General features: G+C 69.6%; 28 protein-coding genes and 1 tRNA gene. 13 read left to right on the top strand and 16 right to left on the bottom strand.

The window, feature by feature from the left end:
* Positions 1 to 63: 63 nt before the first annotated feature.
* A complete protein-coding gene (locus tag A6W98_RS21760) occupies positions 64 to 885 on the bottom strand; it encodes a DUF2793 domain-containing protein (RefSeq protein WP_406678834.1) in 822 nt (273 codons plus the stop codon).
* Positions 886 to 974: 89 nt separating this feature from the next.
* Between A6W98_RS21760 and A6W98_RS20075 the strand changes: the two genes are divergently transcribed.
* Positions 975 to 1220: a DUF3489 domain-containing protein gene (locus A6W98_RS20075; protein ID WP_231098332.1), complete on the top strand. Its 246-nt coding sequence runs from the start codon at positions 975 to 977 to the stop codon at positions 1218 to 1220.
* 205 nt (positions 1221 to 1425) lie between these two features.
* On the opposite strand, the gene A6W98_RS00840 is transcribed toward A6W98_RS20075, so the two are convergent.
* From A6W98_RS00840 to A6W98_RS00820, 6 genes are all read right to left on the bottom strand, one after another.
* Positions 1426 to 2559 carry a DUF7146 domain-containing protein gene (locus A6W98_RS00840; protein ID WP_081251720.1) on the bottom strand — a complete coding sequence of 378 codons (1134 nt, stop codon included), beginning with the start codon at positions 2557 to 2559 and terminating at the stop codon, positions 1426 to 1428.
* A gap of 5 nt (positions 2560 to 2564) precedes the next feature.
* Complete coding sequence (locus A6W98_RS00835; RefSeq protein WP_042456642.1) at positions 2565 to 2885, bottom strand: hypothetical protein; 321 nt, start codon at positions 2883 to 2885, stop codon at positions 2565 to 2567.
* On the bottom strand, positions 2878 to 3156 hold the full coding sequence (locus tag A6W98_RS00830; protein WP_042456639.1) for a hypothetical protein: 279 nt from the start codon (positions 3154 to 3156) through the stop codon (positions 2878 to 2880). Before A6W98_RS00830 ends, A6W98_RS00835 begins: the two co-directional genes overlap by 8 nt.
* Positions 3153 to 3293 (bottom strand): hypothetical protein, encoded by a 141-nt coding sequence (locus tag A6W98_RS20735; protein WP_155734692.1) that lies wholly within the window; start codon positions 3291 to 3293, stop codon positions 3153 to 3155. Before A6W98_RS20735 ends, A6W98_RS00830 begins: the two co-directional genes overlap by 4 nt.
* On the bottom strand, positions 3290 to 3571 hold the full coding sequence (locus A6W98_RS00825; protein WP_042456636.1) for a hypothetical protein: 282 nt from the start codon (positions 3569 to 3571) through the stop codon (positions 3290 to 3292). The genes A6W98_RS20735 and A6W98_RS00825 overlap by 4 nt, the downstream gene beginning before the upstream one ends.
* A 65-nt stretch (positions 3572 to 3636) precedes the next feature.
* Positions 3637 to 3852, bottom strand: coding sequence for a hypothetical protein (locus A6W98_RS00820; protein ID WP_042456633.1), 216 nt, complete (start codon positions 3850 to 3852; stop codon positions 3637 to 3639).
* 45 nt (positions 3853 to 3897) lie between these two features.
* Between A6W98_RS00820 and A6W98_RS00815 the strand changes: the two genes are divergently transcribed.
* Positions 3898 to 4581 carry a S24 family peptidase gene (locus tag A6W98_RS00815; RefSeq protein ID WP_155735147.1) on the top strand — a complete coding sequence of 228 codons (684 nt, stop codon included), beginning with the start codon at positions 3898 to 3900 and terminating at the stop codon, positions 4579 to 4581.
* Between the two features lie 25 nt (positions 4582 to 4606).
* Here A6W98_RS00815 and A6W98_RS00810 read toward each other — a convergent pair whose 3' ends face one another.
* On the bottom strand, positions 4607 to 4849 hold the full coding sequence (locus A6W98_RS00810) for a BrnA antitoxin family protein (RefSeq protein ID WP_042464351.1): 243 nt from the start codon (positions 4847 to 4849) through the stop codon (positions 4607 to 4609).
* Positions 4809 to 5081, bottom strand: a complete 273-nt coding sequence (locus A6W98_RS00805; protein ID WP_042456628.1) for a BrnT family toxin — start codon at positions 5079 to 5081, stop codon at positions 4809 to 4811. Before A6W98_RS00805 ends, A6W98_RS00810 begins: the two co-directional genes overlap by 41 nt.
* 225 nt (positions 5082 to 5306) lie before the next feature.
* Between A6W98_RS00805 and A6W98_RS00800 the strand changes: the two genes are divergently transcribed.
* The 7 genes from A6W98_RS00800 (at position 5307) to A6W98_RS00775 (ending at position 8827) form a co-directional block, all read left to right on the top strand.
* A complete protein-coding gene (locus tag A6W98_RS00800; RefSeq protein WP_042456625.1) occupies positions 5307 to 5579 on the top strand; it encodes a hypothetical protein in 273 nt (90 codons plus the stop codon).
* 57 nt (positions 5580 to 5636) lie between these two features.
* Positions 5637 to 5789 (top strand): hypothetical protein, encoded by a 153-nt coding sequence (locus A6W98_RS20730; RefSeq protein ID WP_155734691.1) that lies wholly within the window; start codon positions 5637 to 5639, stop codon positions 5787 to 5789.
* Complete coding sequence (locus tag A6W98_RS00795) at positions 5789 to 6016, top strand: hypothetical protein (protein ID WP_042456623.1); 228 nt, start codon at positions 5789 to 5791, stop codon at positions 6014 to 6016. Before A6W98_RS20730 ends, A6W98_RS00795 begins: the two co-directional genes overlap by 1 nt.
* On the top strand, positions 6013 to 6273 hold the full coding sequence (locus A6W98_RS21415) for a hypothetical protein (RefSeq protein WP_042456620.1): 261 nt from the start codon (positions 6013 to 6015) through the stop codon (positions 6271 to 6273). The genes A6W98_RS00795 and A6W98_RS21415 overlap by 4 nt, the downstream gene beginning before the upstream one ends.
* Positions 6270 to 6983, top strand: coding sequence for a hypothetical protein (locus A6W98_RS00785; RefSeq protein WP_155734873.1), 714 nt, complete (start codon positions 6270 to 6272; stop codon positions 6981 to 6983). Before A6W98_RS21415 ends, A6W98_RS00785 begins: the two co-directional genes overlap by 4 nt.
* On the top strand, positions 6980 to 7537 hold the full coding sequence (locus A6W98_RS00780; RefSeq protein WP_042456614.1) for a hypothetical protein: 558 nt from the start codon (positions 6980 to 6982) through the stop codon (positions 7535 to 7537). The genes A6W98_RS00785 and A6W98_RS00780 overlap by 4 nt, the downstream gene beginning before the upstream one ends.
* Before the next feature lie 189 nt (positions 7538 to 7726).
* Positions 7727 to 8827, top strand: a complete 1101-nt coding sequence (locus A6W98_RS00775; protein WP_042456610.1) for a site-specific integrase — start codon at positions 7727 to 7729, stop codon at positions 8825 to 8827.
* A 26-nt stretch (positions 8828 to 8853) separates the two neighbouring features.
* Here A6W98_RS00775 and A6W98_RS00770 read toward each other — a convergent pair.
* From A6W98_RS00770 to glpX, 3 genes are all read right to left on the bottom strand, one after another.
* Positions 8854 to 8928, bottom strand: a tRNA-Glu gene (locus tag A6W98_RS00770).
* A 100-nt stretch (positions 8929 to 9028) separates the two neighbouring features.
* Entirely contained in the window at positions 9029 to 10777 is a 1749-nt protein-coding gene (gene recJ / locus A6W98_RS00765) for a single-stranded-DNA-specific exonuclease RecJ (protein WP_045291827.1), read from the bottom strand.
* Between the two features lie 3 nt (positions 10778 to 10780).
* Entirely contained in the window at positions 10781 to 11752 is a 972-nt protein-coding gene (gene glpX / locus A6W98_RS00760; protein WP_042456604.1) for a class II fructose-bisphosphatase, read from the bottom strand.
* 148 nt (positions 11753 to 11900) lie between these two features.
* On the opposite strand from glpX, the gene A6W98_RS00755 reads away from it, so the two are divergent.
* Complete coding sequence (locus tag A6W98_RS00755; protein ID WP_042456601.1) at positions 11901 to 12560, top strand: SOS response-associated peptidase; 660 nt, start codon at positions 11901 to 11903, stop codon at positions 12558 to 12560.
* A 344-nt stretch (positions 12561 to 12904) separates the two neighbouring features.
* On the opposite strand, the gene A6W98_RS00750 is transcribed toward A6W98_RS00755, so the two are convergent.
* The gene (locus tag A6W98_RS00750; RefSeq protein ID WP_081251719.1) at positions 12905 to 15676 is read right to left on the bottom strand and encodes a S8 family serine peptidase; all 2772 of its coding nucleotides are present in this window, start codon (positions 15674 to 15676) and stop codon (positions 12905 to 12907) included.
* Positions 15677 to 15843: 167 nt separating this feature from the next.
* Here A6W98_RS00750 and A6W98_RS00745 point away from each other — a divergent pair, with 167 nt between their 5' ends.
* Positions 15844 to 17097: an Hsp70 family protein gene (locus A6W98_RS00745; RefSeq protein WP_042456595.1), complete on the top strand. Its 1254-nt coding sequence runs from the start codon at positions 15844 to 15846 to the stop codon at positions 17095 to 17097.
* Positions 17098 to 17142: 45 nt separating this feature from the next.
* Here A6W98_RS00745 and A6W98_RS00740 read toward each other — a convergent pair whose 3' ends face one another.
* Positions 17143 to 18507: an ATP-binding protein gene (locus A6W98_RS00740; RefSeq protein ID WP_042456592.1), complete on the bottom strand. Its 1365-nt coding sequence runs from the start codon at positions 18505 to 18507 to the stop codon at positions 17143 to 17145.
* Entirely contained in the window at positions 18504 to 19163 is a 660-nt protein-coding gene (locus A6W98_RS00735; protein WP_042456589.1) for a response regulator transcription factor, read from the bottom strand. The genes A6W98_RS00740 and A6W98_RS00735 overlap by 4 nt, the downstream gene beginning before the upstream one ends.
* A 148-nt stretch (positions 19164 to 19311) precedes the next feature.
* Between A6W98_RS00735 and A6W98_RS00730 the strand changes: the two genes are divergently transcribed.
* Positions 19312 to 19722: a hypothetical protein gene (locus tag A6W98_RS00730; RefSeq protein WP_042456586.1), complete on the top strand. Its 411-nt coding sequence runs from the start codon at positions 19312 to 19314 to the stop codon at positions 19720 to 19722.
* Positions 19723 to 19836: 114 nt separating this feature from the next.
* The gene (locus A6W98_RS00725) at positions 19837 to 20109 is read left to right on the top strand and encodes a DUF2271 domain-containing protein (RefSeq protein WP_052677878.1); all 273 of its coding nucleotides are present in this window, start codon (positions 19837 to 19839) and stop codon (positions 20107 to 20109) included.
* A 602-nt stretch (positions 20110 to 20711) separates the two neighbouring features.
* Here A6W98_RS00725 and A6W98_RS00715 read toward each other — a convergent pair.
* Positions 20712 to 21215, bottom strand: coding sequence for a DUF4405 domain-containing protein (locus tag A6W98_RS00715; protein ID WP_042456581.1), 504 nt, complete (start codon positions 21213 to 21215; stop codon positions 20712 to 20714).
* Positions 21216 to 21690 lie beyond the last annotated feature (475 nt).

Raw genomic sequence — 21690 nt, 5'->3', positions numbered from 1 at the left:
TTGGGCCCGCTGGTATGGCTACGGGCTGTTCCGCAAGCGGTTTCGCCTCGAATGCATCTGCGGTCACTGTGGTCCTTGGCGATCCAGCACCAGCGACGATCCTCGCATGCTCGTGGGCGACTGGTCGCCCTCTGGGGACAGCAGGTCGCCACGCTCTCTCAGCCCGATGGATACCACGCCTCCAGCGAAGAAATGACAGGAGAGACGACATGGCCGATCCGTTCCAGGGAATGATCGCGGGATCGACCAGCCCCGCCGGGGCCCCGTATCCCGTGCGGCCGGTTCGCGTGAAGGCCACCGGCGCCAGGACCCGACTCCGACGTAGTTGTCGTAGTTCGTGTACGCCTTGAACCGAGGCAGCCGTGGCTGGTCGACGATGCCGGTAGCGTTGTCGACGCTCAGCCCGTCGAAGAAGGTGCTGCCGTCGGTGGAGACCGCGAGGCGGAATCGGTCGGAGCCAAAGAGGCCCACCAGCGCCTTGGTCACGAAGCCGGTCTGCAGCGTCAGCCCGAGATCGTCGCCCGCAGCCTCCTTGTTCATAGTGTAGAAAAGATCGCCGGTGCCGCCCTCGGCCACCGTCTTCGCGGTCCAGAGCGCGGCGTTGAGCTTGGCCGAGAACGGGTTCGACGCATCCGCCGTCGTCCCCAGCCCGAGCAGCGCGAGGTTCTGCAGCGCCGCCGGTGTGGTCCCGACCCAGCCTGCGCCATCGTAGACCAGAAGCAGGCCCGCGTCCTCGACCCACGCCCGCCAGCCGGTCCGGGGCGGCAGGCGCAGCCAGGTGCCATCGGTCCACAGGGCGACGTTGAGATCCCAGCCCGCCCAGTCGCCGGTCGCGCCCGAGCGGCCACAGCGCGCCCACGGGCGCCGACGAGGCGCAGAGCGCAGAGCCCCCGCAAGACACCCCCGCCGAGGCCGACCCCGCGCCCAAGGCGCGCACACCGCGCACGGGCACGAAGCAGGCGAAGCTGATCGAGATGCTCCGCGCCGAGGGCGGCGCGACCATCGACGAGATCGTCGCCGAAACGGGATGGCAGCCGCACACGGTCCGCGGGGCATTCGCCGGCGCGCTCAGCGCCCAGATCCGCTGCGCCTTGCGCCGGACGGCCAGCTCGTCGGGATCCTTTTCCCAATGGGTGCCGGTCCAGACGAACCAGCCGACCCGGGGCACGAAGGTCAGATCCTGCCCGAAATGGATGCAGAAGCGCTGGCCGTTGCCATAGTCGTTCAGCGGCTGTCCGGCCGCCGCCCGGATCGGCCCGAGCGGATCTTCGGAGGCGGTTCCGTCAGGGGGGTGCGGGGGCTCCGCGCCGCCGTCCGGGGCGTCGCCCGGATCGTCCGGGACGTCGTCGGGGGCCGGGATGTCCCCCATATCCACGTCCTCGGCCGCCGCGAATGTGGCGCGGACGCGGTCCAGCGGGTCGTCAGTCATTCTTCGCCTTCCCCCATCAGTACATCGTTGAGATCGCGGCCCTCGCCTGCATGGACGATGGAGATCCGCGTGACGGACGGCACCCGGGCGCGCGCCCGGCGCAGCCCCGAGAGGAGCTGGGCGCGGGTGCTGCGCGGCTCGGAATCGCCGTCCTGGATAAAGACCAGGTGCTCGACGCCCGCAGGCGGCAGCCAGGCCTGGAGATCGTCGAGATCGGGCACGCCCGCGAAGCGCATGCCCTTGCCGCGGGTGATCCGGCGGCCCGCCATGTTGCCAAGCGAGATCCCGGCCCAATAGGCGGCGCCGGGCAGGGCGCGGGCGGCCAGCGCCGAGAAGGTGGTCTCGATGCCTTCGCCCATCACCATGGCGCGGGTGCCGCTGGACCGGGCCAGCCGGATCGCGCCGCCCTTGACCGAGCCCAGCGTCTTCTTGGCGGCGAGGGTCTCGCCCTCATGGGCGATCACCGCCTTGCCCTTGGGCTGGCCGAGGTCGAGCCAGGTGCGGTGGATGCCGCTGCCCCGGCCGCCCGGCGCCTGCACCAGGGCGACCATGGCCGGGCCGCGATGGATCTCGCGCCAGCGGCCCCGGTTGCCCTCGGCGGGCACCATGTAGGGCAGGTCCGGATGGAAGCGGAGGCAGGCGGGCAGCTCGGGCAGCCGCGCGCGGGTGAGGCCGCGCCGGGCGAGATAATCGCGCACCGGGCTGTCCTCGGCCGGGCGGGAGTCGTGCCAGATGGCGCGGGCCTGGGCGATGGCGTTGCGCCGCGCGGCCTCGGCCTGCCGGATGCGCTGGCGCGCCTCTTTCTCGCGGGCGGCCTTGCGCCGGGCCAGCTCGGCGGGGTCGGTTTCCAGCTCGCGCGTGCCCATCAGCCAGTCGAGCGCGGCGCGGAAATCGCAGCCCTTGACCAGCCCGACCAGCGCGATGGCATCGCCGCCGCCGCAATGGCGGCAGTTATAGACGTTGCGGGCGGAGTTGATGCCGAAGCGGTCACGGCCGCCGCAGACGGGGCAGGGGCCGACGCGCTCGATGGCCTGCGGCGGTTTCAGCCCGGCGATGCCGAGCCGCTCGGCCACTTCGCCGATGGGCAGCGCGCGGGCCTCGGCCAGTCGGGGATCCTCGCGCGGGGGCATGGCGCTCACGCCTTGCCGGTTTCCCGGCGCCAGCGCTCATGGGCATGGGCCGCGCGGGTCTCGAAGAAGCGGGCGACGGCGCTGCGCAGCCGCCAGTGGCAGTCGGAAAAGGTCGGGCCATCCCCGGCCCGCCGCGCGCGATCCATCGCCTCGATCTCGAAGGCGAGCCCGCAAGTCGGGCCGTCCGGAGCGACATGCGGGATGACGTCGAGCGCCATCGCCATCCGCCGCGCGGTCAGGTCGCGATCCATCACCGGCGGCACCGCCAGCGCGGCGGCGGCCGCGATCAGCACCTGATCGGCGCGGGTGAGCGGGGCCTCAGCCATCGAGATCGGCCCTGTCCTGCCAGGCGTGGCGGGTAGGGGCGGCCGTGCAGCGCCGCAGGATCGTCTCCTGCAGGGCGGCTCCGGCGGCGGCGGGGGCCGTATCGTGATCGGCCAGAAAGCGTGCGATGGCCGCGCGCAATTCCTCGTCGCCCGAGCCGAGCCCTGCCAGCGCGAGGCGCAGGCGGTCCCGGATCGACACCGGGCGCTGCCGGGACTGCATGGCAAGCGCTGTCGCCTGGAACTCGGCCGCGACCTCGGCCCGGACAGTCATGCCCGGCCCCCCTTGAAACGTGCCAAAAACTTTTCGGCCCGCGCCTCGAAGACGCGGGCGGCGGCGCGGGCTCTGCCCGCGCGCACCTGGTTGAAGCGTCCGGCGATACGCCAGTAGATCCGAGTTGCCAGTGTCATGCCGTTTGCTCCGGGTCGAAGAGTTCGAAGACTGTCTCGGCGCCCGCGAGCGCCAGCACCGCCACGACGTAATGCAGCCCCGGCGCGTTCTCGGAACGCAGCCAGTTCCGCACCGTGCGCGGGTTCACAGGCCGATGCGCCGTGTTCAGCGCCTCGGCCACAAGATCCGCCAGCTGGGCCTCGCTGGTCGCTTCGGGGAATGACCGCCAAAGCAGCGAGGCGAACCATTTCCGCTCCCGCTCCTGCGGGTCGCGGAACTTCTGGAAGGACTTTTGCATGACGGCCCCCGTATGGTTGATCCGTGCGAAAGGGTTTGGGTTTGAAATCGGAGGGGTGGACGTCGTCAGCATCGGGCGGCGTCCTCGGGGATCGCGGGGGCGGGATTGGTCCGCATGTGATCGCGCAGCTTGTCGGCGACGCGCATCGTCGGGCTGGCCTGGCCGGACTTCCATGCCTCCCACTGCCCCCAGCTCGCGCCTATGGCGTCGCGCAGGACCTTCTGCGGGGATTTCGACCAAGCAGCCGCGTAGGCTTCAATTTCTGCGATGAGCTGTTCCATGGCATCGCATGATGGGTATTTATACCTACGTTGGCAAGGGAATTTTTGCCCATCGCGAATGCGGCCCGCACATGGGAATATATCCCCATGACAGAGGATCCATTCATTGCAGGGCTCAGGAAGGTCTTCGAGGCTGACCCGCAGCTGCGGCCCGCAACCATAAGCGCGAAGGCTGGCCTCGATAAGTCGACGATCCGCAGAATGTTCGAAGGGGCAATCCAATCGCCACGGCGAACAACCACTGCGAAGATCGCGAATGCGCTCGGAATGTCTGTGGAAGAGATCGAGAATGGAGCCCCCAGAACGGCGGACGCACCCACCATCGCCATCGCTGGCAAGGTGGGCGCCGGGGCTCGTGTGCCGGTCTTCGATGTCTACGAAAAGGGCGATGGACCGCAGGTCGAGTGCCCGCCCGGCCTCTCCCCGCACAACATCGTTGCAGTCGAGATCGAGGGCGACAGCATGGAGCCGGTCTATTCGGCCGGGGACCTGCTGTTCTATACTCGCTGGTCAGCCGAGGGCGTCCCGAGCGAAGCCATCGGCAAGCGATGTGTTTGCGAGTGCGAAGATGGCTTCGGCTGGGTCAAGCTGATCCGCCAGGGGCGGGAGCCCGGGCTTTTCGATCTGCACAGCTTCAACGATCAAACGCCGCCGATGTACGGCGTCAAGCTCAAATGGGCCGCCCCCATCAAGCTGCACTGGCCTGCAGAGCTGGCGCGACGGGTCTGATCCTGGGGGCAACGAAATAAGGCCTCTAGAGGCCCGCCGCCTTCCTCAAAGCCTCATCAATTCGGCTCTGCCAGCCCGGCCCACCCGCCTTGAAATACTCGATGACCTCGGGGCTCAGGCGGATCGTGGTGCTGATCTTCGTCTTTTCGGCCTTCGGGCGCCCCCGCCGGACCTTGGCAGCAGCGAACTTCTGCTGCCATTCCGGAGCGGACAGATCGGGAGCGTCGTCACTCAAATCGGGGGCCGTATGCTTTTTGCTCTCTGCCATTGGCTTTCCTCATGCTGATGATGCGGCGCGCTCTGCCGCGTTCGGTCCAGACCAACACGACCATTCGGCCCGACATGAACCCGATGGTGATGAACCGGGCCTCGCCGTAGGCGATGCGGTCGTCCTCGACCGTCATGTGCGGCCCGTCGAACACTTCCGCAGCATCGGCCATATCGAGGCCTCGGGCTTCCAGGGTGCTGTCGCGCTTGGACTGGTCGAACTCGATACGCATGAATTAACGTTACTACATAAAATCGCGATTGTGCAATAACGTAGTAACAAAAAATCTCCGCCTCACCCACCTTTTTGTGCGGTTGTTTTAGGGTCTCACAGATCAGGGGGCGATACTAAGGACAAGAGCGGCACGTGTGGGGTGGGAATTTACTCCCACAATGTTCTTGACGTGGGCATAAATTCCCACAATGATCCCGTCGCACACCAAGCAAAGGGGATCACCATGAAGACCATCCTAACCGCCAGCGCACTGGCCCTGCTGGCCGCGCCCGTGCTTGCCGCGACCGGCACCACGGAAGACCAGGCGACCGCCGTGTCGCCTGCCTCCGCCCCGGATTGCTTCGCCCCGATCCAGGGCACCAACGCCTTCCAGCGCAGCAACGCGCCGGGCTGCGTCTATTACACCGCCCCCACCGGCAATGACCGCGACCCCGCCGCGACCGGTGAGGGAGATGGCTCCGGCGAAGGCGAGGGCGGCGAAAGCTCCGACGCCTGAGCATCGGTGCCCCGCCCCGCGCGGGCGGGCATCCCATGCCCAGACCCGGAGGACACCATGCCCCGCATCCCCAAAATCCCAGACCTTCCTGCAACTTACGGCTTCGGCACCTGGCGCGATGCGCTGCTCGGCCTGTTCATCGGCCTTGCCTTCATCGGCTCGGCCGGGGGCGGGCTCATGCTGGCCCGGATCGCGAAGGCCAGCCTCTGATGGCCGCGATCCTCACCATCGCCCCGCAGATCGCCGACCGGCTCGCGGCCGAGGCTGCCGCCGCCCGCGCGCAAGCCAATACCGCCCGCGTCGCCGCGAAATCGAGCGCGCGGGACGGCAAGCCGCTGCTGGCCCGCGCCGCCTTCGCCCGGGCCGAGCGGCTGCAGGGCCGTGCCGTCACCCTCGGCGCCCTGGCCGCGCAGGCCCGGGCAGGGGGTGACGCATGAGCATCATGGACGCCATCGCCCCGCCGCCCGACGCACTGGCCGAGTTCGTTGTCGAATGGCGTGGCGCATCGCCCGAGGTCCGCCTCGCCGCGATCCGCGGTGCGCTCCGCCGTCACGGGATCGAGATCCCGGCGCTGCCGGGCCGGGTGGCGTTCTACGAGATCCAGCTGTTCGGACTGGTCGCCACCGGCCGCGACGAGGCCGAGGCCGCGCAAAACTGGATGGAGGCGGCCATCCGCCTCTGTCCCTTCGACTGATGCATCCCCTCCGGATCCTGATCGGCTGCGAAACCTCGGGCGTGATGCGCCGGGCCTTCGCCGCGCGTGGCCATGATGTCTGGTCCTGCGACCTGCTTCCGGCCGAGGATGCCACCAACCGGCACATGATCTGCGATATCCGCGAGGTGCTTCACCTCGGCTGGGATCTGCTCGCGGTGATGCATCCGCCCTGCACCCGGCTCTGCAATTCGGGCGTGCGCTGGCTGCATGTGCCGCCGACCAACGCCCCGGCCGAGGCGCGCCCGGACGAACGCTCCGCCTGGCCGGATCTGCCCGAGGACACCCGCCGCGCGATCATGTGGCGGCTGCTCGACGAGGGCGCCGCGCTGTTCTCGGCCTGCTGGCGCGCCCCGATCCCGCGCGTCGCGGTCGAGAACCCGGTGATGCACCGGCACGGGCGCGCGCGGCTGCCGGCCGATCTGCCGAAGCCGCAGATCGTGCAGCCCTGGTGGTTCGGCGAGCCGGTTTTCAAGGCGACCGGGCTCTATCTGCGCGGCCTCGCGCCGCTGAACGCTACCAACCGCCTGACCCCGCCCGCGCCCGGCACCGAGGCGCACAAGCGCTGGAGCGCGGTCCACCGGGCCCCGCTCGGACCCGACCGCTGGAAGATCAGATCCCGCACCTTCGAAGGCCTCGCCGCTGCTGCGGCGGACCAATGGGGCGAAAACGCAAGAAAGGAGGCCGCATGATGGCCGAGACCTTCACCCGCAGCTTCGGCCGGTTCAATGCCGAGGTGACCCCGGCCGAGGCCCGGCTGATCATTCGCGATGACTGCAAGGACATGATCCGGCTCTTCGGTCGCGACCTGGTCCGCAGCTCGCTTCTGGGCGGCAGCTGGACGCCCGACATCGAGCGCGCGCTGCGCTGGGGGCTCGACCGGATCGAGGCCGAGCTCGGCGAGGATCTGCGCTACCGCGCGGGCGTGATGGCCGCTGTCAATCTCTGCTGGCGCCTGCGCCTGGCCAACGATCCGCGCCGCGCGGAGCGGCTTCTGCTGGGCGATCCGGAGGCCGGGCAACCGCCAGTCGAGCCCCGGATCTGCTCCGCCTGCGGCGAGCTGGTGACTGACAGCCTGGGATGCGGCGGCGGTATCTGCTGGGCCTCAGCCGCCTTTCCGAAGCCGGTCGAAGAGCCCGCCGACAAGGCTTTCCGCGAAGCCGTCGCCGAGCTGGTCGATTGCGCCATGAAGGAAGGAAAGGTCGATGGCGAGGCGTGGGGCGGGATGCCAGATGCGCACGCGTGATATTCAGTTCGCCCCGCGACTGCTTCCCGCACCTGAAGCAGCGCACTATCTCGGGGTCAGCACCAGCACACTGCGCAGCCTGAACATCCCGCGTCGCCAGCTTGGCGCGAAGCGCCTATATGACAGGCTTGACCTTGACGCATTTGCTTCCGGGCTCCCAACTGAAGGGAACCTTTCAGGAGATTCGGAATGCGACAGCCTGTTTGGGGTGTCCAGTTGAAGGGGGTCAGGCGTCAAAGACGTGGTGATCGCGTCGTGAAATACCATCGCGCGACAGGAATTCGCCTTCCCGACCTGCCGGAAACACATCCGGATTTCGTTGCTGCGTGGGCCGCTGCGGAAGCCGGAGGCGCCGACCCTCTGGCTAAGGCTGCCCGCGTCGCGCCGGTGGCCATTGGCTCCCTGTCCGCATCCATCCGCGCCGAACAAGCGGGCAGGGACTGGAAGTCCCTTTCCGCAGTATATCGCAGCGCGATGAAGCGCGAATTCGATGCGATGTCGGAAGCCTATGGAAAAGCGCAAACCAAGGCGATCAGACCGAAGCACATTGAGGCCGATCTGGCCAAACTGTCAGACGGAAAGGCAAACACGCGGCTGAAAGCGTGGCGGCGCGTGATGGCCGGGGCCAAGAGGCGCGGCGAAATCGAAGTCGACCCATCCATTCAGGTCAAGCGGCGGATCGTGAAGTCAGAAGGCTTTCCCGCGTGGAGCGCGGCCGAAATTGCCTTTTACCGCGAGCGTTGGCCGATTGGAACGACCGCCCGCGCAGCCTTTGAGCTGGTGTTCTGGACGGCCGCCAGGACGATTGACGCGGTGACGCTTGGGCCGCGCAACATCGACCATGATGGCGTTCTGATCTATCGGCAAAGCAAGGTGGGCAAGCCCGCACATGTGCCATGGAATAGCGCGCTTCCGGCGTTTGCAAGTGGATGGGCTGTGGAACTGAGCCAGGTGAAAGATGCCCTGCAGGTCACATCTGGCGGGTTCACCTTCCTGGAGGCAAACGGCAAGGTCCGGTCGGTGAAGGGGCTTGGCAACCTTATCGCAGAATCAGCCCGGACCGCAGGCATCAGCAAGTCTGCACACGGCCTTCGAAAATCGCGACTGACAGCCATCGCTGAAGCGGGCGGAACTGCGCATGCGATTATGGCATGGGGTGGTCACCAGACCCTTCAGGAGGCCGAGCGTTACACGCGCGCGGCGCAGCTGAAAAAGCTGGTCATGGGTGATGAACATATAGAGAACAGTGTATCACTTGAAATTCGTGATACAAAAACAGCGAAAACATAAATAATTTCAGAGCTGTTTCGCACGAGTGGCAGCCCGTAGGGGAGTCGAACCCCTCTTTCCAGGTTGAAAACCTGGCGTCCTAACCGATAGACGAACGGGCCAGCTCGGTGCGTGGCGCGGTAATTAGGCAAATCACCGGAGCGGCGCAAGAGGTTTTTGCGTCTTCCCGCAAAGTTTCTTCGCCACGCGGCCCGAGGCGGTTCAGATCGCCCGCGCGGCATCCTCCAGACGCAGCTGGACCGACTGCCGTCCGTTCCAGGAATTGATCTCGAGCCGCCCCGCGAGGTGGAAGCGGGCGCCGCCATGGGCCTCGATCAGCGGGCCGAGCGGGCCGTCGAAGGCGCCGAAGGCGATGGCATCGATGCGCGCGCCGAGACCGTCGCCGAAGCTCAGCTTGAGATGGGCGTCGCCGACCCGGCGGACATGCAGGATGGTGCAGTCGGGGAAGGCGAAGCGGGGGGCAGGAGCGCCGGCACCGAAAGGACCCGCGCGCTCGATCTCGTCGATCAGCTCGACCGTGGCCGCGCCCGGCATCAACAGCGCGTCGAGCCGCAGATCGGCCGGACCCATCGTTCCCGCGCCCTGCCGCGCCAGCAGCTCGCCCAGCCGCGCCATGGCGGGCTCCAGCCGGTCGCGGGCAACGGTCAGCCCGGCAGCCATGCGGTGGCCGCCGCCCTTCAGCAGCAGCCCCTCGGAGGCCAGCCGCTGGATCGCGGCGCCCAGATCGACCCCCGAGACAGACCGGCCCGAGCCCTTGCCCTCGTCGCCGTCGAAGCCGATCACCACCGCGGGGCGGTTGGTGGCCTCCTTCAGGCGGCTCGCGACGATGCCGACGACGCCCGGATGCCAGCCCTCGCCGGCGGCCCAGACCAGCGGCCCGTCAGTGCCGCGCTCTTCGGCCTGGGCAAGGGCCGCGGCGCGCACGGCGGCCTCGATCTCGCGGCGTTCGGTGTTGAGCTGGTCGAGCCGTTCGGCCAGCGAGGCGGCCTCGTCCGGGTCGGCCGTGGACAGCAGCCGCGCGCCCAGATCGGCCTTGCCGATCCGGCCTCCGGCATTGACCCGGGGCCCCAGCAGGAAGCCCAGATGATAGGGGGTGGGGGCGCTGTCCATGCGCGCCACGTCGGAAAGCGCCACCAGCCCGGGGCGCTGGCGCCGGGCCATGATCTTCAGCCCTTGGCGCACCAGCGCGCGGTTGACCCCGATCAGCGGCGCCACATCGGCCACGGTGGCCAGCGCCACCAGATCCAGCGATTGCAGAAGGTCCGGGCCGCGCATCCCGGCATCGCGCATCTGCCGGTTGATCTCGACCAGCAGCAGGAACACGACGCCCGCCGCGCAGAGATGGCCGAGGCTGCCATCCTCGTCCTGCCGGTTGGGGTTCACCACGGCCAGCGCGGGCGGCAGGGTCTCGGCGCCCAGGTGGTGGTCCAGCACCACGACATCGGCGCCCGTCGCGGCGGCGATCGCGTCATGGCTGAGGGTGCCGCAATCGACGCAGACGATCAGGTCGTGGTCGCGGGCCAGGGCCTGCATCGCGGGGATGTTGGGCCCGTAGCCCTCGTCGATGCGGTCGGGGATATAAAGCGTGGCGCGGTGGCCCATGGCCCGCAGCCAGTCCAGCAGCAGCGCCGCCGAGGCGCCGCCATCGACATCGTAATCGGCAAAGACCGCGATCCGCTGGCGCCCGGTCAGCGCCTTGAGGATGCGTTCGCCCGCCCGCCCCATGTCGCGCAGCGCGCGCGGGTCGGGCAGGAGGTCCTTGAGGGTCGGGTCCAGGAAACCGGCGGCCGTTTCGGCCGTCACTTCCCGGCGGGCCAGCACGGCGGCGACGGCGGCGGGCAACAGGGTGGATTGCGCCAGAGCCTCGGCCTGGCGCATCTCTTCCTCTGAGGGTCCGACCCAGCGCCGCCCGGTTGCCGAAGTCTCGACCCCGAGATACGCGCGCGTCATGCCTTACTTGGTGGGGTTGCGGTAGAACATCCGCCGCACCGACCCGGTCTTCGAGCGCATCAGAAGCGTTTCCGAGGTCAGGTAGCCCACCTCGCGCTTGATCCCCGGCAGAAGCGAGCCGTCGGTCACCCCGGTCGCGGCGAAGATCACGTCGGCCCGAACCAGGTCGTCGCGGGCATAGACCCGGTCCAGATCGGTGATCCCGGCCTTGGCCGCGCGGCCGCGCTCGTCGTCGTTGCGGAACAGGAGCTTGCCCCACATCTGCCCGCCCATGCATTTCAGCGCGGCGGCGGCCAGAACGCCTTCGGGGGCGCCGCCCGAGCCCATGTACATGTCGATGCCGGTGCGGCCGCGATCGGCGCAATGCATGATGCCCGCGACGTCGCCATCGGTGATCAGCCGGATCGCGGCGCCGGTCGCGCGGACCTCGTCGATCAGGTCTTCATGGCGCGGCCGCTCGAGGATGCAGACGGTGATGTCGTCGGCGCCGCCGCCCTTGGCTTCGGCCAGAACCCTGACCCGTTCCGTGGGCGACATGTCCAGCGTGACCAGATTCTCGGGATAGCCCGGCCCGATCGCCAGCTTTTCCATGTAGACATCGGGGGCGTGCAGCATGGTGCCGCGCGGGCCCATCGCGACCACGGCCAGCGCGTTCGGCATGTCCTTGGCGGTCAGCGTGGTGCCTTCCAGCGGATCGAGCGCGATGTCGACCGCCGGGCCCTCGCCCGAGCCGACCTCCTCGCCGATGAACAGCATCGGTGCCTCGTCGCGCTCGCCCTCGCCGATGACCACGACGCCCTTGATGTCGAGTTCGTTCAGCCGCCGCCGCATCGCGTCCACTGCCGCCTGGTCGGCGGCCTTCTCGTCGCCATGGCCGATCAGTTTGGCCGAGGCCATGGCGGCGGCTTCCGACACCCGGGCAAGCCCGAGAGAGAGCATCCGGTCGTTGAAATCGACAGGGGGGTTCTTGGTCATGGCAAAGCCTTTTGGGACAGGAAAAACGGTCGCGCCCATCTAGCCCCCGGTGCTTTGCAAGGGCAAGGGGGGGCACCGACGCGGTCGGCTGGGTTGCGCCCAGCGCGCGGCTGTTGACAGCCTGCGCCTACCGCGCCTTCCATGGCGCATGTGCGGACGGTTCGCGATCACGATGCCGGCAGAGGCGATGGCCGAGCCTTTCGAAGCGGTGCCCGGCAATGATCTGCCGGGCGGCCCCGACTTCAACATCTGTCCGACCGACATGGTGGCGGCCGTGACCTCGGCCGGAGGGCTGCGCCGGCTGCGTCCGATGCGCTGGGGCTTCCTGCCGCATTGGTACAAGACCCCGAGTGACGGGCCGCTTCTGATCAATGCCCGGGCAGATACGCTGGCGCACAAACCCGCCTTCGCCGCCGCCGCGCGCCAGCGGCGCTGCCTGATCCCGGCCTCGGGCTTCTACGAATGGCAGAGGGGTCCGCAGGGCGCGCGGCTGCCCTGGTACATATCCCGCAGCGACGGCGCGCCCCTGGCCTTCGCCGCGATCTGGCAGGACTGGGAACGCGACGGCCACAGCCTGACGACCTGCGCCATCGTCACCACCGGGGCCAATGCGCGGATGGCAGAGATCCATACCCGGATGCCGGTGATCCTGGAGCCCGCCGACTGGCCGCTTTGGCTTGGCGAGGCGGGGCATGGCGCGGCACTGCTGATGCGCCCGGCCGATGAGGGGGTAGTGCAGCTGCACCGTGTCGGAACGGCGGTCAATTCGACTCGCGCCGACGGCCCCGAGCTGATCGAGCCGATCTAGGCCCGGACGTTTGTCCCGCCGTTTCATGCCCTGCACCGGTCCATCTCGTCGAAACGCCCCCTGATGCTGTGCCTCTCGGGGCGGGTCTCGTCGCTGATCCCGGCGGCAAGACCGGCGACCGTCCGGAACAGGGCCGCGCCCGGTTAGCCATCGCCATCGCTCTGCGGTATCGCGGCGGCGAGGTCCCTCCGGTCGCGCTGGGCCCCGGCGGGCAACGGGTCGAGCCGGTTCCCGGTGTCGGTCACCTGCATGGCGCGCGCCGACTGCGTCGGGGGCCGTCTCGAAGACGTCGCGCGAGCCCCGGGGCCGCGGGCAAGTTGCGCGATTGCCCCGGGCCTCGCGCGCTAAAGCCAGGTCGCCCCGGGGATCGGCCCGAACCGGCTCCGGTCGACCTGGCCCAGCGCATGGGCCTTGTTGGCGGTCAGCGGCGCGCCGCTGAAATGCAGCCCCGCCACCGCGGGCGTCGCGGTGAACTGCACCAGGACCGAGCCGGAATTGCCGCCGAGCGTGGTGCAGTCATGGCTGGCGGCCCAGCCTTCGCTGTCGCCCGGAAGCCGGCCCGGCCCCTGCATGACGTGGCCCGGCGCCACGTATTTGCGGCCGTAATCGGTGCCGAAGATCTCGCGCAGCCGGGTGCCGATTTCGCGGCTGATCGCCCCGGTCGCCGGATCGACAAAGGCCGATGTCCCGGGCCGGGCCGGGTAGCCGATCACCACCATCTCGGCCGCATCGTCAAGCTGCCGGGCCAAGGGCAGCGCGCGCGGCAGGCCGGGCGCGGCCGCATCGAGGCTCAGGAGCGCCATGTCGAGATGGCCGAGCCGCTCGACGCCGCCGATCGGGTCGGGCCCGGCCATGACCACGCCGGTCAGCGCATGGCACTGGCTGCCATCGGCGGTCTCGGAAAAGTCGATGGTGACGGCGCCGCGGCCGAACCGCCAGAGCGTCCCGCCCGGCCCCGTCAGCTCGTCGGCACAGGCCTCCAGCACATGGCGGTTGGTCATCACCTGGCCGCCCCCGATCAGGAAGCCGCTGCCGATATGGATACCGTCGAGGTCGATCCGGCCGACCGAGCGGGTCCAGTCCGGCAAATTGGCCACCAGCCCGAGAAAAGGCGCCCAGTCGCCTGCCAGCGGATCGTCGATATCGACGCTGTCGCCCGTGACCCGAAAGGCCGGACGGTCCTGGATCCGGACCAGCGCCTCGAGCGCGATCCGGCCGGGCAGGTCGAGCTGGTGCAGCCGGTCCTCGGCGGCCATGCGGATTACGCCCTCGGCGCCCTCCAGTACCCGGGCCTGGGCGTTGCGATCGCCGAGCCCGCAAGCCTGAAGCCGGTCGAAACAGGTGCGGGTCTTGGCCATCAGCCGTCCGGCGCCCTCGCCGGAAAGCCGCGCCCGCGCCTCGGGTTCGCTGAGCTTCGCGCTCGATTCCGCGGTGCCGGGCTGGCCCGCCGCCAGCAGCCTGGCATATTGCGCCGAGGGGCCCGTGGCCGAGATCAGCGGCGGGGTGAAGGCGCCCGCATCCCGCCGCGCCGCCAGGCCGCGCATCACCGGCTCGGGCATCGCGCGGACCAGCCCCGGGCTCGGGCGCGGGCAGGCGGTGGTCTCGACCGGCACCCCGGCGGCGCGGTTCTCGCGCAGCCAGGCATCGCCCAGCAGATAGATCACCTCGGCCCCGATCCGGGGCCAGTCGTCCGCGCCGGTCTCGATCTGCTCATAGCTTTCGTCAAGCGCGGCAAGGATCGCGTCTTCCGGTGGCGGTGCGGCGCTTTCGGGGGCCGACAGCGGCTGGATGCGCGACAGCTCGAGCCGCAACAGCGCATCGGCATCGACGATGCCCGCTCCCATGCCCGATGGCCAGTCCGCGGGCCGCCGCGCCGAGGCTTTCAGCGCGGTGCGGAACAGGTCGTTGACGGTGATGCCGATCCGCGCCGCCTCGTCGCGCAGATGCTGGCGGCCATGATGCTCGATCCAGAGCGCCGCGACCCCTGCGGTCAGCGCCGCGGCGAAAGACGTGCCCTGGCTGGGCCCGGTCGTGCCCTGGCCCTGGTCGTCGGGCCGGCGCCGCGCGACCCGCACATTCTCGGCCGGGGCGGCGGCGGCGATCCGGCTGCCGCGACTGGTGCCCTTCCAGGGCTGGTCCAGATGGTTGGTTCCGGCCATCCCGACCGCGTTCGGGTCGCGGGCCGGATAGACCGTGATCGGCTGCAGGCAATTGCCCGCCGCCGAGACGATCACGATCCCGGCCGCGGCCGCGCGTTCCAGCGCCGCCGCCATCGCCCGCGAATAAAGCACCCCGCCCAGCGACATCGAGATCACGTCGGCGCCGATATGCACCGCATGCAGGATCGCCCGCGCGACCGGGGTCGGATCGAGCCTCAGCACCACCGCGTCGATGCAGCGGATCGGCACCACCTCGGCCCCCGGGGCGGCGCCGAACACCCGGCCCGGCGCCCGGCTGGCCAGGGTCGAGGAGGTCGCGGTGCCATGGCCCGGGCTGCTCATGTCGGCCGAAAGCGGGTCGGTCGGGTCGGCCGTGGCCGTCAGCGTGTTCCAGGCCTGGCCGAGATCGAGCATGCCCGCCAGTTCGGGATGATCCGCCACGCCGGTATCGGGCTGGGCCACCAGCACGCCCCGCCCGGTGATGCCGCGCGCCCAGACCGGTTTGACGTTGATGGCGTCGATCGCCCAGTCATCGGCCAGCGTCTCGTCGGGCGCGACCAGGCAGGTCAGGTCCAGAAAGGCATCGGCCACGCTTTCGCTGCGCCCGGAGGCGTCGGGGGCGTCGGGGGCGACGACGAAGCTTGCGCCTATATCTGGCACCGCCGAGACCAGCCCCATCTCCTCGGCCAGCGCACCGGCCGCCGCGAACAGGCTCTCGGGCGCCATCCGTCGCCGGACACCGGGAAATTGCAGGACCAGGAAGCAGGGCAGCAGATCGTCGAGCGGCTCGAGGCTGAAGCGCTCGCCCTTCAGAAGCTTGGCCATGCGCCCGCGCTCGACCGTGCAATCGGGCGGGGACCGGTATTCGAGGGTCAGTCTCAGGCGATCCGGCGGCAGGCCGGGGTCTGGTTCGGCGGCGGCAATGGAAGCGGCCGCGACAAGCAGGTCCAATGACATGAAAAACGCCTCGCTGGAAAAATTCTCCCGAAAAATGCCTTCCTGTTAAACTCTGCCTGAGGACGGTCCGAAAACCAAGCTTTGCTGCCGGGCGGAAGCGTGTCCCCTTGCGGGGCGGCGCGGCTTTTGATACCGCGCCGGGCTTCGCCCCAGGAAGGATCCCCGCCATGTCCAGCCCCTCCGCCATGCTTGCCGTCGATTTCGGAACCTCCAATTCGGCCGCGGCGGTGCTGGACGGGGGACAGGTGCGCAGGCTGGCCATCGAGCCCGGCGCCCAGACCCTGCCCACCGCCGTGTTCTTTCCCGACGAGCGGGGGGCGCCGCTCCGGATCGGCTCGGCCGCGGCCGAGGCGCTGATCGCGGGCGAGGAGGGGCGCTACATGCGGGCGCTGAAAAGCGTGCTGGGCACCGCGCTCTTTCATGAGGCGCGCCCGATCGGCGGCAGGCGGCGGACGCTGGCCGAGATCGTCACCGGCTTTCTGGCCGAGCTGAAGGCCCGGGCCGAGGCCGATGCGGGCACCCGTTTCGATCGCGTCCTGTCGGGGCGCCCGGTGCATTTCCACAGCGCCGATCCGGCCCGCGATGCCGCCGCCGAGGCCGATCTGCGCGGCTGTTACGAGGCGGCGGGCTTTCGCGAGGTGGGCTTCCGCTTCGAGCCCGAGGCCGCGGCGCTGGCCGCCCGCGCCGATGCCCGGTCGGACGAGCTGGGTCTGATCGTCGATATCGGCGGCGGCACCTCGGATTTCTCGGTCTTCCGCGCGGCGCCCGGCGGCATCGAGATCCTGGCAAGCCATGGTATCCGGCTTGGCGGCACCGATTTCGACCATGCGGTCTCGATGGCCCATGCGATGCCTCTGCTGGGGCTTGGCGGCGAGCTGCGCCGGAGCTTCGGCGAGGGGCTGCTGCCGGTGCCGAAGGCGCTCTATGTCGATCTTTCGACCTGGGCGATGATCCCCTTCCTCTACACCCGCGAGACCGAGCGGGCGGTGGCCGACATGGAACGCCACGCGGTCGACCGGGCGGCGATGGAACGGCTCGGCCATGTGATCGGCGCGCGGCTCGGGCATGAACTGGCCTTCGCGGTCGAGGCGGGCAAGATCGCCGCCAATGGCGGTGGGGCGCGTGCCCGGATCGAGATGGGGCAGATCGGGCCCGGCCTCGGGGCGCCGATCACCGCGGGCTCGCTGAACGCGGCGCTTGCGCCCTATCGCGAGGCGCTGCGGATGGCGATCTACGAGACCTTGATGCTGGCCCAGGCCGGTCCCGACCGGATCGGCGCGGTGGTGCTGGTCGGCGGCTCGAGCCTGATGGGGCTGGTCGAGACCGAGGCCCGTGCGGTCTGTCCTGCCGCCGCGATCCGCCGCTCGGAGGCTTTCACCGCGGTGGTCGACGGGCTGGCCCTCGCCACCGCCGATGCCTGACTGACCCAAAGCCTGACTGACCCGGCCGCCGCTGCGGTCCCGAAGCTAGCGCGACCCGGGCAGGGTAAAGCGTGCCTCGAACCCGTCGCTCCGGCCCGGGCGCGGCGAGACCAGCTCGATCCGGCTGGAACTCCGCTCGGCGATGGTGCGCACGATGGCCAGCCCCAGCCCGGCCCCCTCGGTGCCGCCATTCGACCGGGCAAAGCGCGCCGTCAGCCGGGCGAGGTCCGCGGCCGGGACCGGATCGCCGCCATTGGCGACCGACAGCACGCCCCGGGCGTCCAGCGTGACATCGACGGTGCCCCTGCCATGTTTCAGCGCGTTCTCGATCAGGTTGCGGCAGAGGATGCCGAAGGCATCGGGGTCGAGATCGGACAGGACCGGCCCCTCGGGCAGCGACAGCGCGATGCGTCCGCCCCGGCCCAGCCGTTCGAGATCACCGGCCACGATTTCCAGCACCGGCCGCAGGTCCGAGGGCTCGGTCGCCGTCAGCCGCGCACCCTCGGCCCGGGCCAGCTGCATCAGCTTTTCCGACAGGCTGTTCAGCCGCTTCAGCGTCGCCTCGATCTCGCTTGCGCGGGCGGCGGCGGCGCTGTCGGTGGTTTCGGCGCGCAGGCGCTGGGCCTGGGCGATGGCGCCCGCGACCGGGGTGCGCAGCTCATGCGCGGCATTGGCGGCAAAGCTGCGTTCGGCCTCGAAGGCGGCGCGCAGCCGGGTTAGCAGGTCGTTGATGCTGCCGACAATCGGGCGCAGCTCGGTCGGCAGCGCGCCCTCGCCAAGCGCCGAGAGATTGCGCGCGCCGCGTTCGGCCAGCGACTGGCGCAATGCCCGTACCGGCCGCAGGCTGGTGCCGACCGCGATCACGATGGCCAGCAGGCTGAGCGGGATCACCACCACCAGCGGCAGCGCCAGATTGGCGGCGATCTCGCGCGCGACCTCGGCCCGGTGCGACAGCGGCTCGGCCACGGCGATGGTCACATCCTCGTCGCGCGCCCGGTCGTAATAGAGCCGGTGGGTCGCGGTCCGGCGGAAACCTTTCTTGCGGAAGGCCGGAAAATCCTCCGGATCGGCATCGTCCGAGATCAGCAGAACCGTGCCGTCGCGGTCGCGCACCACATAGCTCAGATCCTCGACCTCGCCGTCGAACTGGCGGATGCGTTCGGACCAGTCGCGCGCATGCCGGATACGGCGGCCGTCATGCCGGTCGTCGTCGCGGTGCCGGCCCTCATGGGCGCGCACCGCCAGCGGCAGCAGCCGGTGGGCGGCGTCGCGGAGCGCGCTGTCGAAGACCTCGTCCATCTCGTGGCGCAGTTCGCGCAGCGTCGCGCCTGCCGCGGCGATCCAGAGCACGGTCACCGCCAGCCCCACGGCCAGCGCCAGCCGCCCCTGCAGCGAGCGCGGCGCCCTCACGGGCTGCCCAGCCGGTAGCCGAGCCCGCGTTCGGTGTCGATCACGCTGCGGCCCAGCTTCTTGCGCAGACGGCTGACATGGACCTCGATGGTGTTGCTCTCGATGCTGTCATCGAAGGAATAGAGCCGTTCCTCGAGCTGCGCCTTGGACAGCAGCCGCCCCGGCGCCTGCACGAAGGCCTCGAACAGCGCCCATTCGCGATGGGTCAGCGTCACAGGCCGCCCGTCGCGCCGCACCGCCTTGGCGGCAAGGTCGATTTCCAGCGGTCCCAGATGGATCAGCGGGTTCGGGTTGCCCGAATAGCGCCGCGCCACCGATCCGATCCGGGCCGACAGCTCGTCGAGATCGAAGGGTTTCACCATATAGTCGTCGGCGCCCGCATTCAGCCCCTCGATCCGGTCCGAGACCTGATCGAGCGCGGTCAGTATGATGACCGGGGTCGCGTCGCCCCGCGCCCGCATCGCCCTCAGGAAGGGAATGCCGCGCCCGTCGGGCAGCATCAGGTCGAGCAGCACCAGATCGAAGGCACCCACCGCCAGCGTGTCGGCAGCCTCGTCGAGCCGCTTCGCCCAGTCGGCGCCATGGCCATCGGCGCGCAGCTGGTCGGCCACCGCCGCCCCCAGCACGCCGTCGTCCTCGATCAGCAGGATGCGCATCGCTTCGTCCTTGTCCTGGCTCGAACTTATAGCGTGCCCCGGCTGACGGGAAGCTGAAGCGGTTTTCGCCGCGCTGTCAGGTGACGATCAGGCGCAAGGCCGAAAACCGGGCCATCGACCGATACCACCCTTCGAAAAGGAGACCGACATGGCCCGCATTTCGCTTCCGCTTCTGGCCGCCTGCCTTGCCCTCGGGCTTTCCAGCGCGGCCGTCGCGCAATCCGCCGGATCCGCCCCGACCGTCTCTGGCCCCACCAGCTCCGGCCCGTCCCGGATCATGGCCCAGCAGGCGGGGTCGGGCGGTTGCCTGCCGCAGAGCGGTCGGCATGACCGCCATCGCGACCTGTCTCGCCGGGGCGGCGACCATCACGGCCGGGGCGGCGGCTACCGGGATGACGGCTGGCGCCAGGATCGGAGCCGGGACCGGAGCGCCGCTTGCAGCCGTGAGTGCGACAGGCGCAGCGGCGGCGGTCAGGCGCTGCGGGCGCCAGCGCCCGGCACGGCGCCCGCCAACGGGTTTTTCGACAATGGCACCGCGCCGCGCGCCCTGACCAATTGAGCGCGACCGGGCAGGAGGGCAAGAGGTGAGGACGCCGCCGACCGTCCTCGCCGTGGCACGGCCCTGACCGCTCCGTGCCCGGTCCTCGGCGACGAGGAGACCTTAAGCACGAAAATGGCCGATTGCGGCGGCGACAGCGCCGAGTTGGAGGGCATCCCCGGCGCCAGCGTCGGTGCGGGCCGGACCCTGACCGTCAGTCTCGATTTGGCCGAGGCGCTGTTCGATGCGGGCTATGAGCTGCATAACGACGCCGCCGTCGAGGATCTGCGCGACAGCCCCTCCGAGATCGTGTTGCCGCTGGGCACTAAGGGCTTGAGCCGTCCGGTCGCGGGGGGGGGGATATATCGCCAGCTTCGCTTGCGAAATGTGAGGATTCCGCTCGCCTGACGATGGTCCTGGCAGTGCCCGTGGCGGGCGTCGAGGCCGAGATGTCGGTGCGCCGGCCCGACAGCGACCTGATGTGGCTGAACCAGGCGCGGGGTGGCATCCGGGGCGATCGTCCCGCGGGGCTGGTCATGGTTCTGAGGACGGGGCTGGCACTCGATCCCGCGAACCGGCGAGCGCGCAAGCATGGGGCGCTTGCGCTCGATCTTTCCGGTATCGCCAAGTGCATGGCGTCGACCGTTTGGCCGAAGTGGCGCACGGCTTCGGGGCCGAAAACGCGCTTCAGGCTCTTGAGGCCTGGCCGGTGGCGCGCTCGGTCGGTTAGCGGCATCGGATCGATCTCGGCGGGCGGCGGCGCATAGCATGGATCAGAGGCGTCGCGCGCCGCTGGCTGACAGCCCGACATCGGTCACGGTGCTGGTGCCGCGCCGCAATCGAGGCCGATGCCAAGGCGTCGGCTGCGGCTTTCTGCGCTCTTTCTCAGGCGTGACGGCGGGGAGATCCGCGAAACTCCGGTCGGGCCGGGCTTCGCCGGGGCCAGAGCCGCCGGGCAGGGGAAAGGCCCGCCCCGGGCCGGGCGGGCCTTTCGCAGATGTTGCGGGCGTTCAGCGCGGCGGGTCGATCAGAATCCGTGCAAGCGCCATCGGAGACTTGCCCGAGGCGCGCGCGATCTCGCTCAGCGGCCGGGCCGGATCTGTCACCGCGAAGCCCGCAGCGGCAAGCCGGGCGGTCAGCTCCTCGGCGGTGGTCCCAAGGGCAGGGGCCACGGTGGCGGGCGGCTGCGCCATCACCTGCATCGCCAGCCCGAAGGCCGGAGGCCGTCCGCCGCCCTTGCCGCCTGCTGGAAGGAAGAAGAAGGCGGCCGAGGCCAGGAGCGTGATCACCAGCGACAGGGCCAGCGGGCGCCCCTTCATGTAGTGCAGCATCGGTCGCCAGTTGCGCCAGAGATGCAGGCCGAAGGCAAGGATCAGAACCATGCTGAGCCATTCGTGGATGCCATGAAAGGCGGAAGGGCCGACATGGAAGAAAAGGGCGACCCCGGTGATCAGCGAGACCAGGAAAAGCCCGATCGTCGACGGGGTGGCATATCGCATGAGAATGCTGCGCATGTTCGTTCGTCCTCTGGAGCGTTGCGCCGGCCGCGGTGTCAGGCCGGTCGGTGCAGAAAACGCCTTCAGCCTGACGCCAGACTGAAGCCCGCAAGAAATATGCATTTAATTAACATGTTTTTGCGGGAACTTCCTGCCGGGGAATCGTGTTGAGGCGACGGGTCGATTCGGGGCGAAATGCCGCCTTCTGCGCGGCCGGGCCGGGCGCGAACCTGCCGAAATCAGGGGGGAACCCTGCCGGTTCGGCGATGTCTGGCTGTCGACATGGCCTGACAAGGGGCAAGCCCCGCGTATCAGAGTCGCAGGCGGCGACAAAAGGCTGCCATCATGCGCTCTGTTGGGTATGGTCCCGAATGGCGGCCAAGGGACGCCGGAATGCCCTTTGGCGCTCTGGCGGTTCGTCTGGCCGATGCGGGAGGCATCAGGGGCCCCCGTCGGAACCCGCAGGATGACGTCCTGCCGCGGACGGGGTGGT

It is taken from the genome of Rhodovulum sulfidophilum DSM 1374 (genome assembly GCF_001633165.1).
Taxonomy (GTDB): Bacteria; Pseudomonadota; Alphaproteobacteria; order Rhodobacterales; family Rhodobacteraceae; genus Rhodovulum; species Rhodovulum sulfidophilum.
Note: the sequence above shows the minus strand (reverse complement) of the source record. Positions and strands in the feature narration are given on the sequence as shown.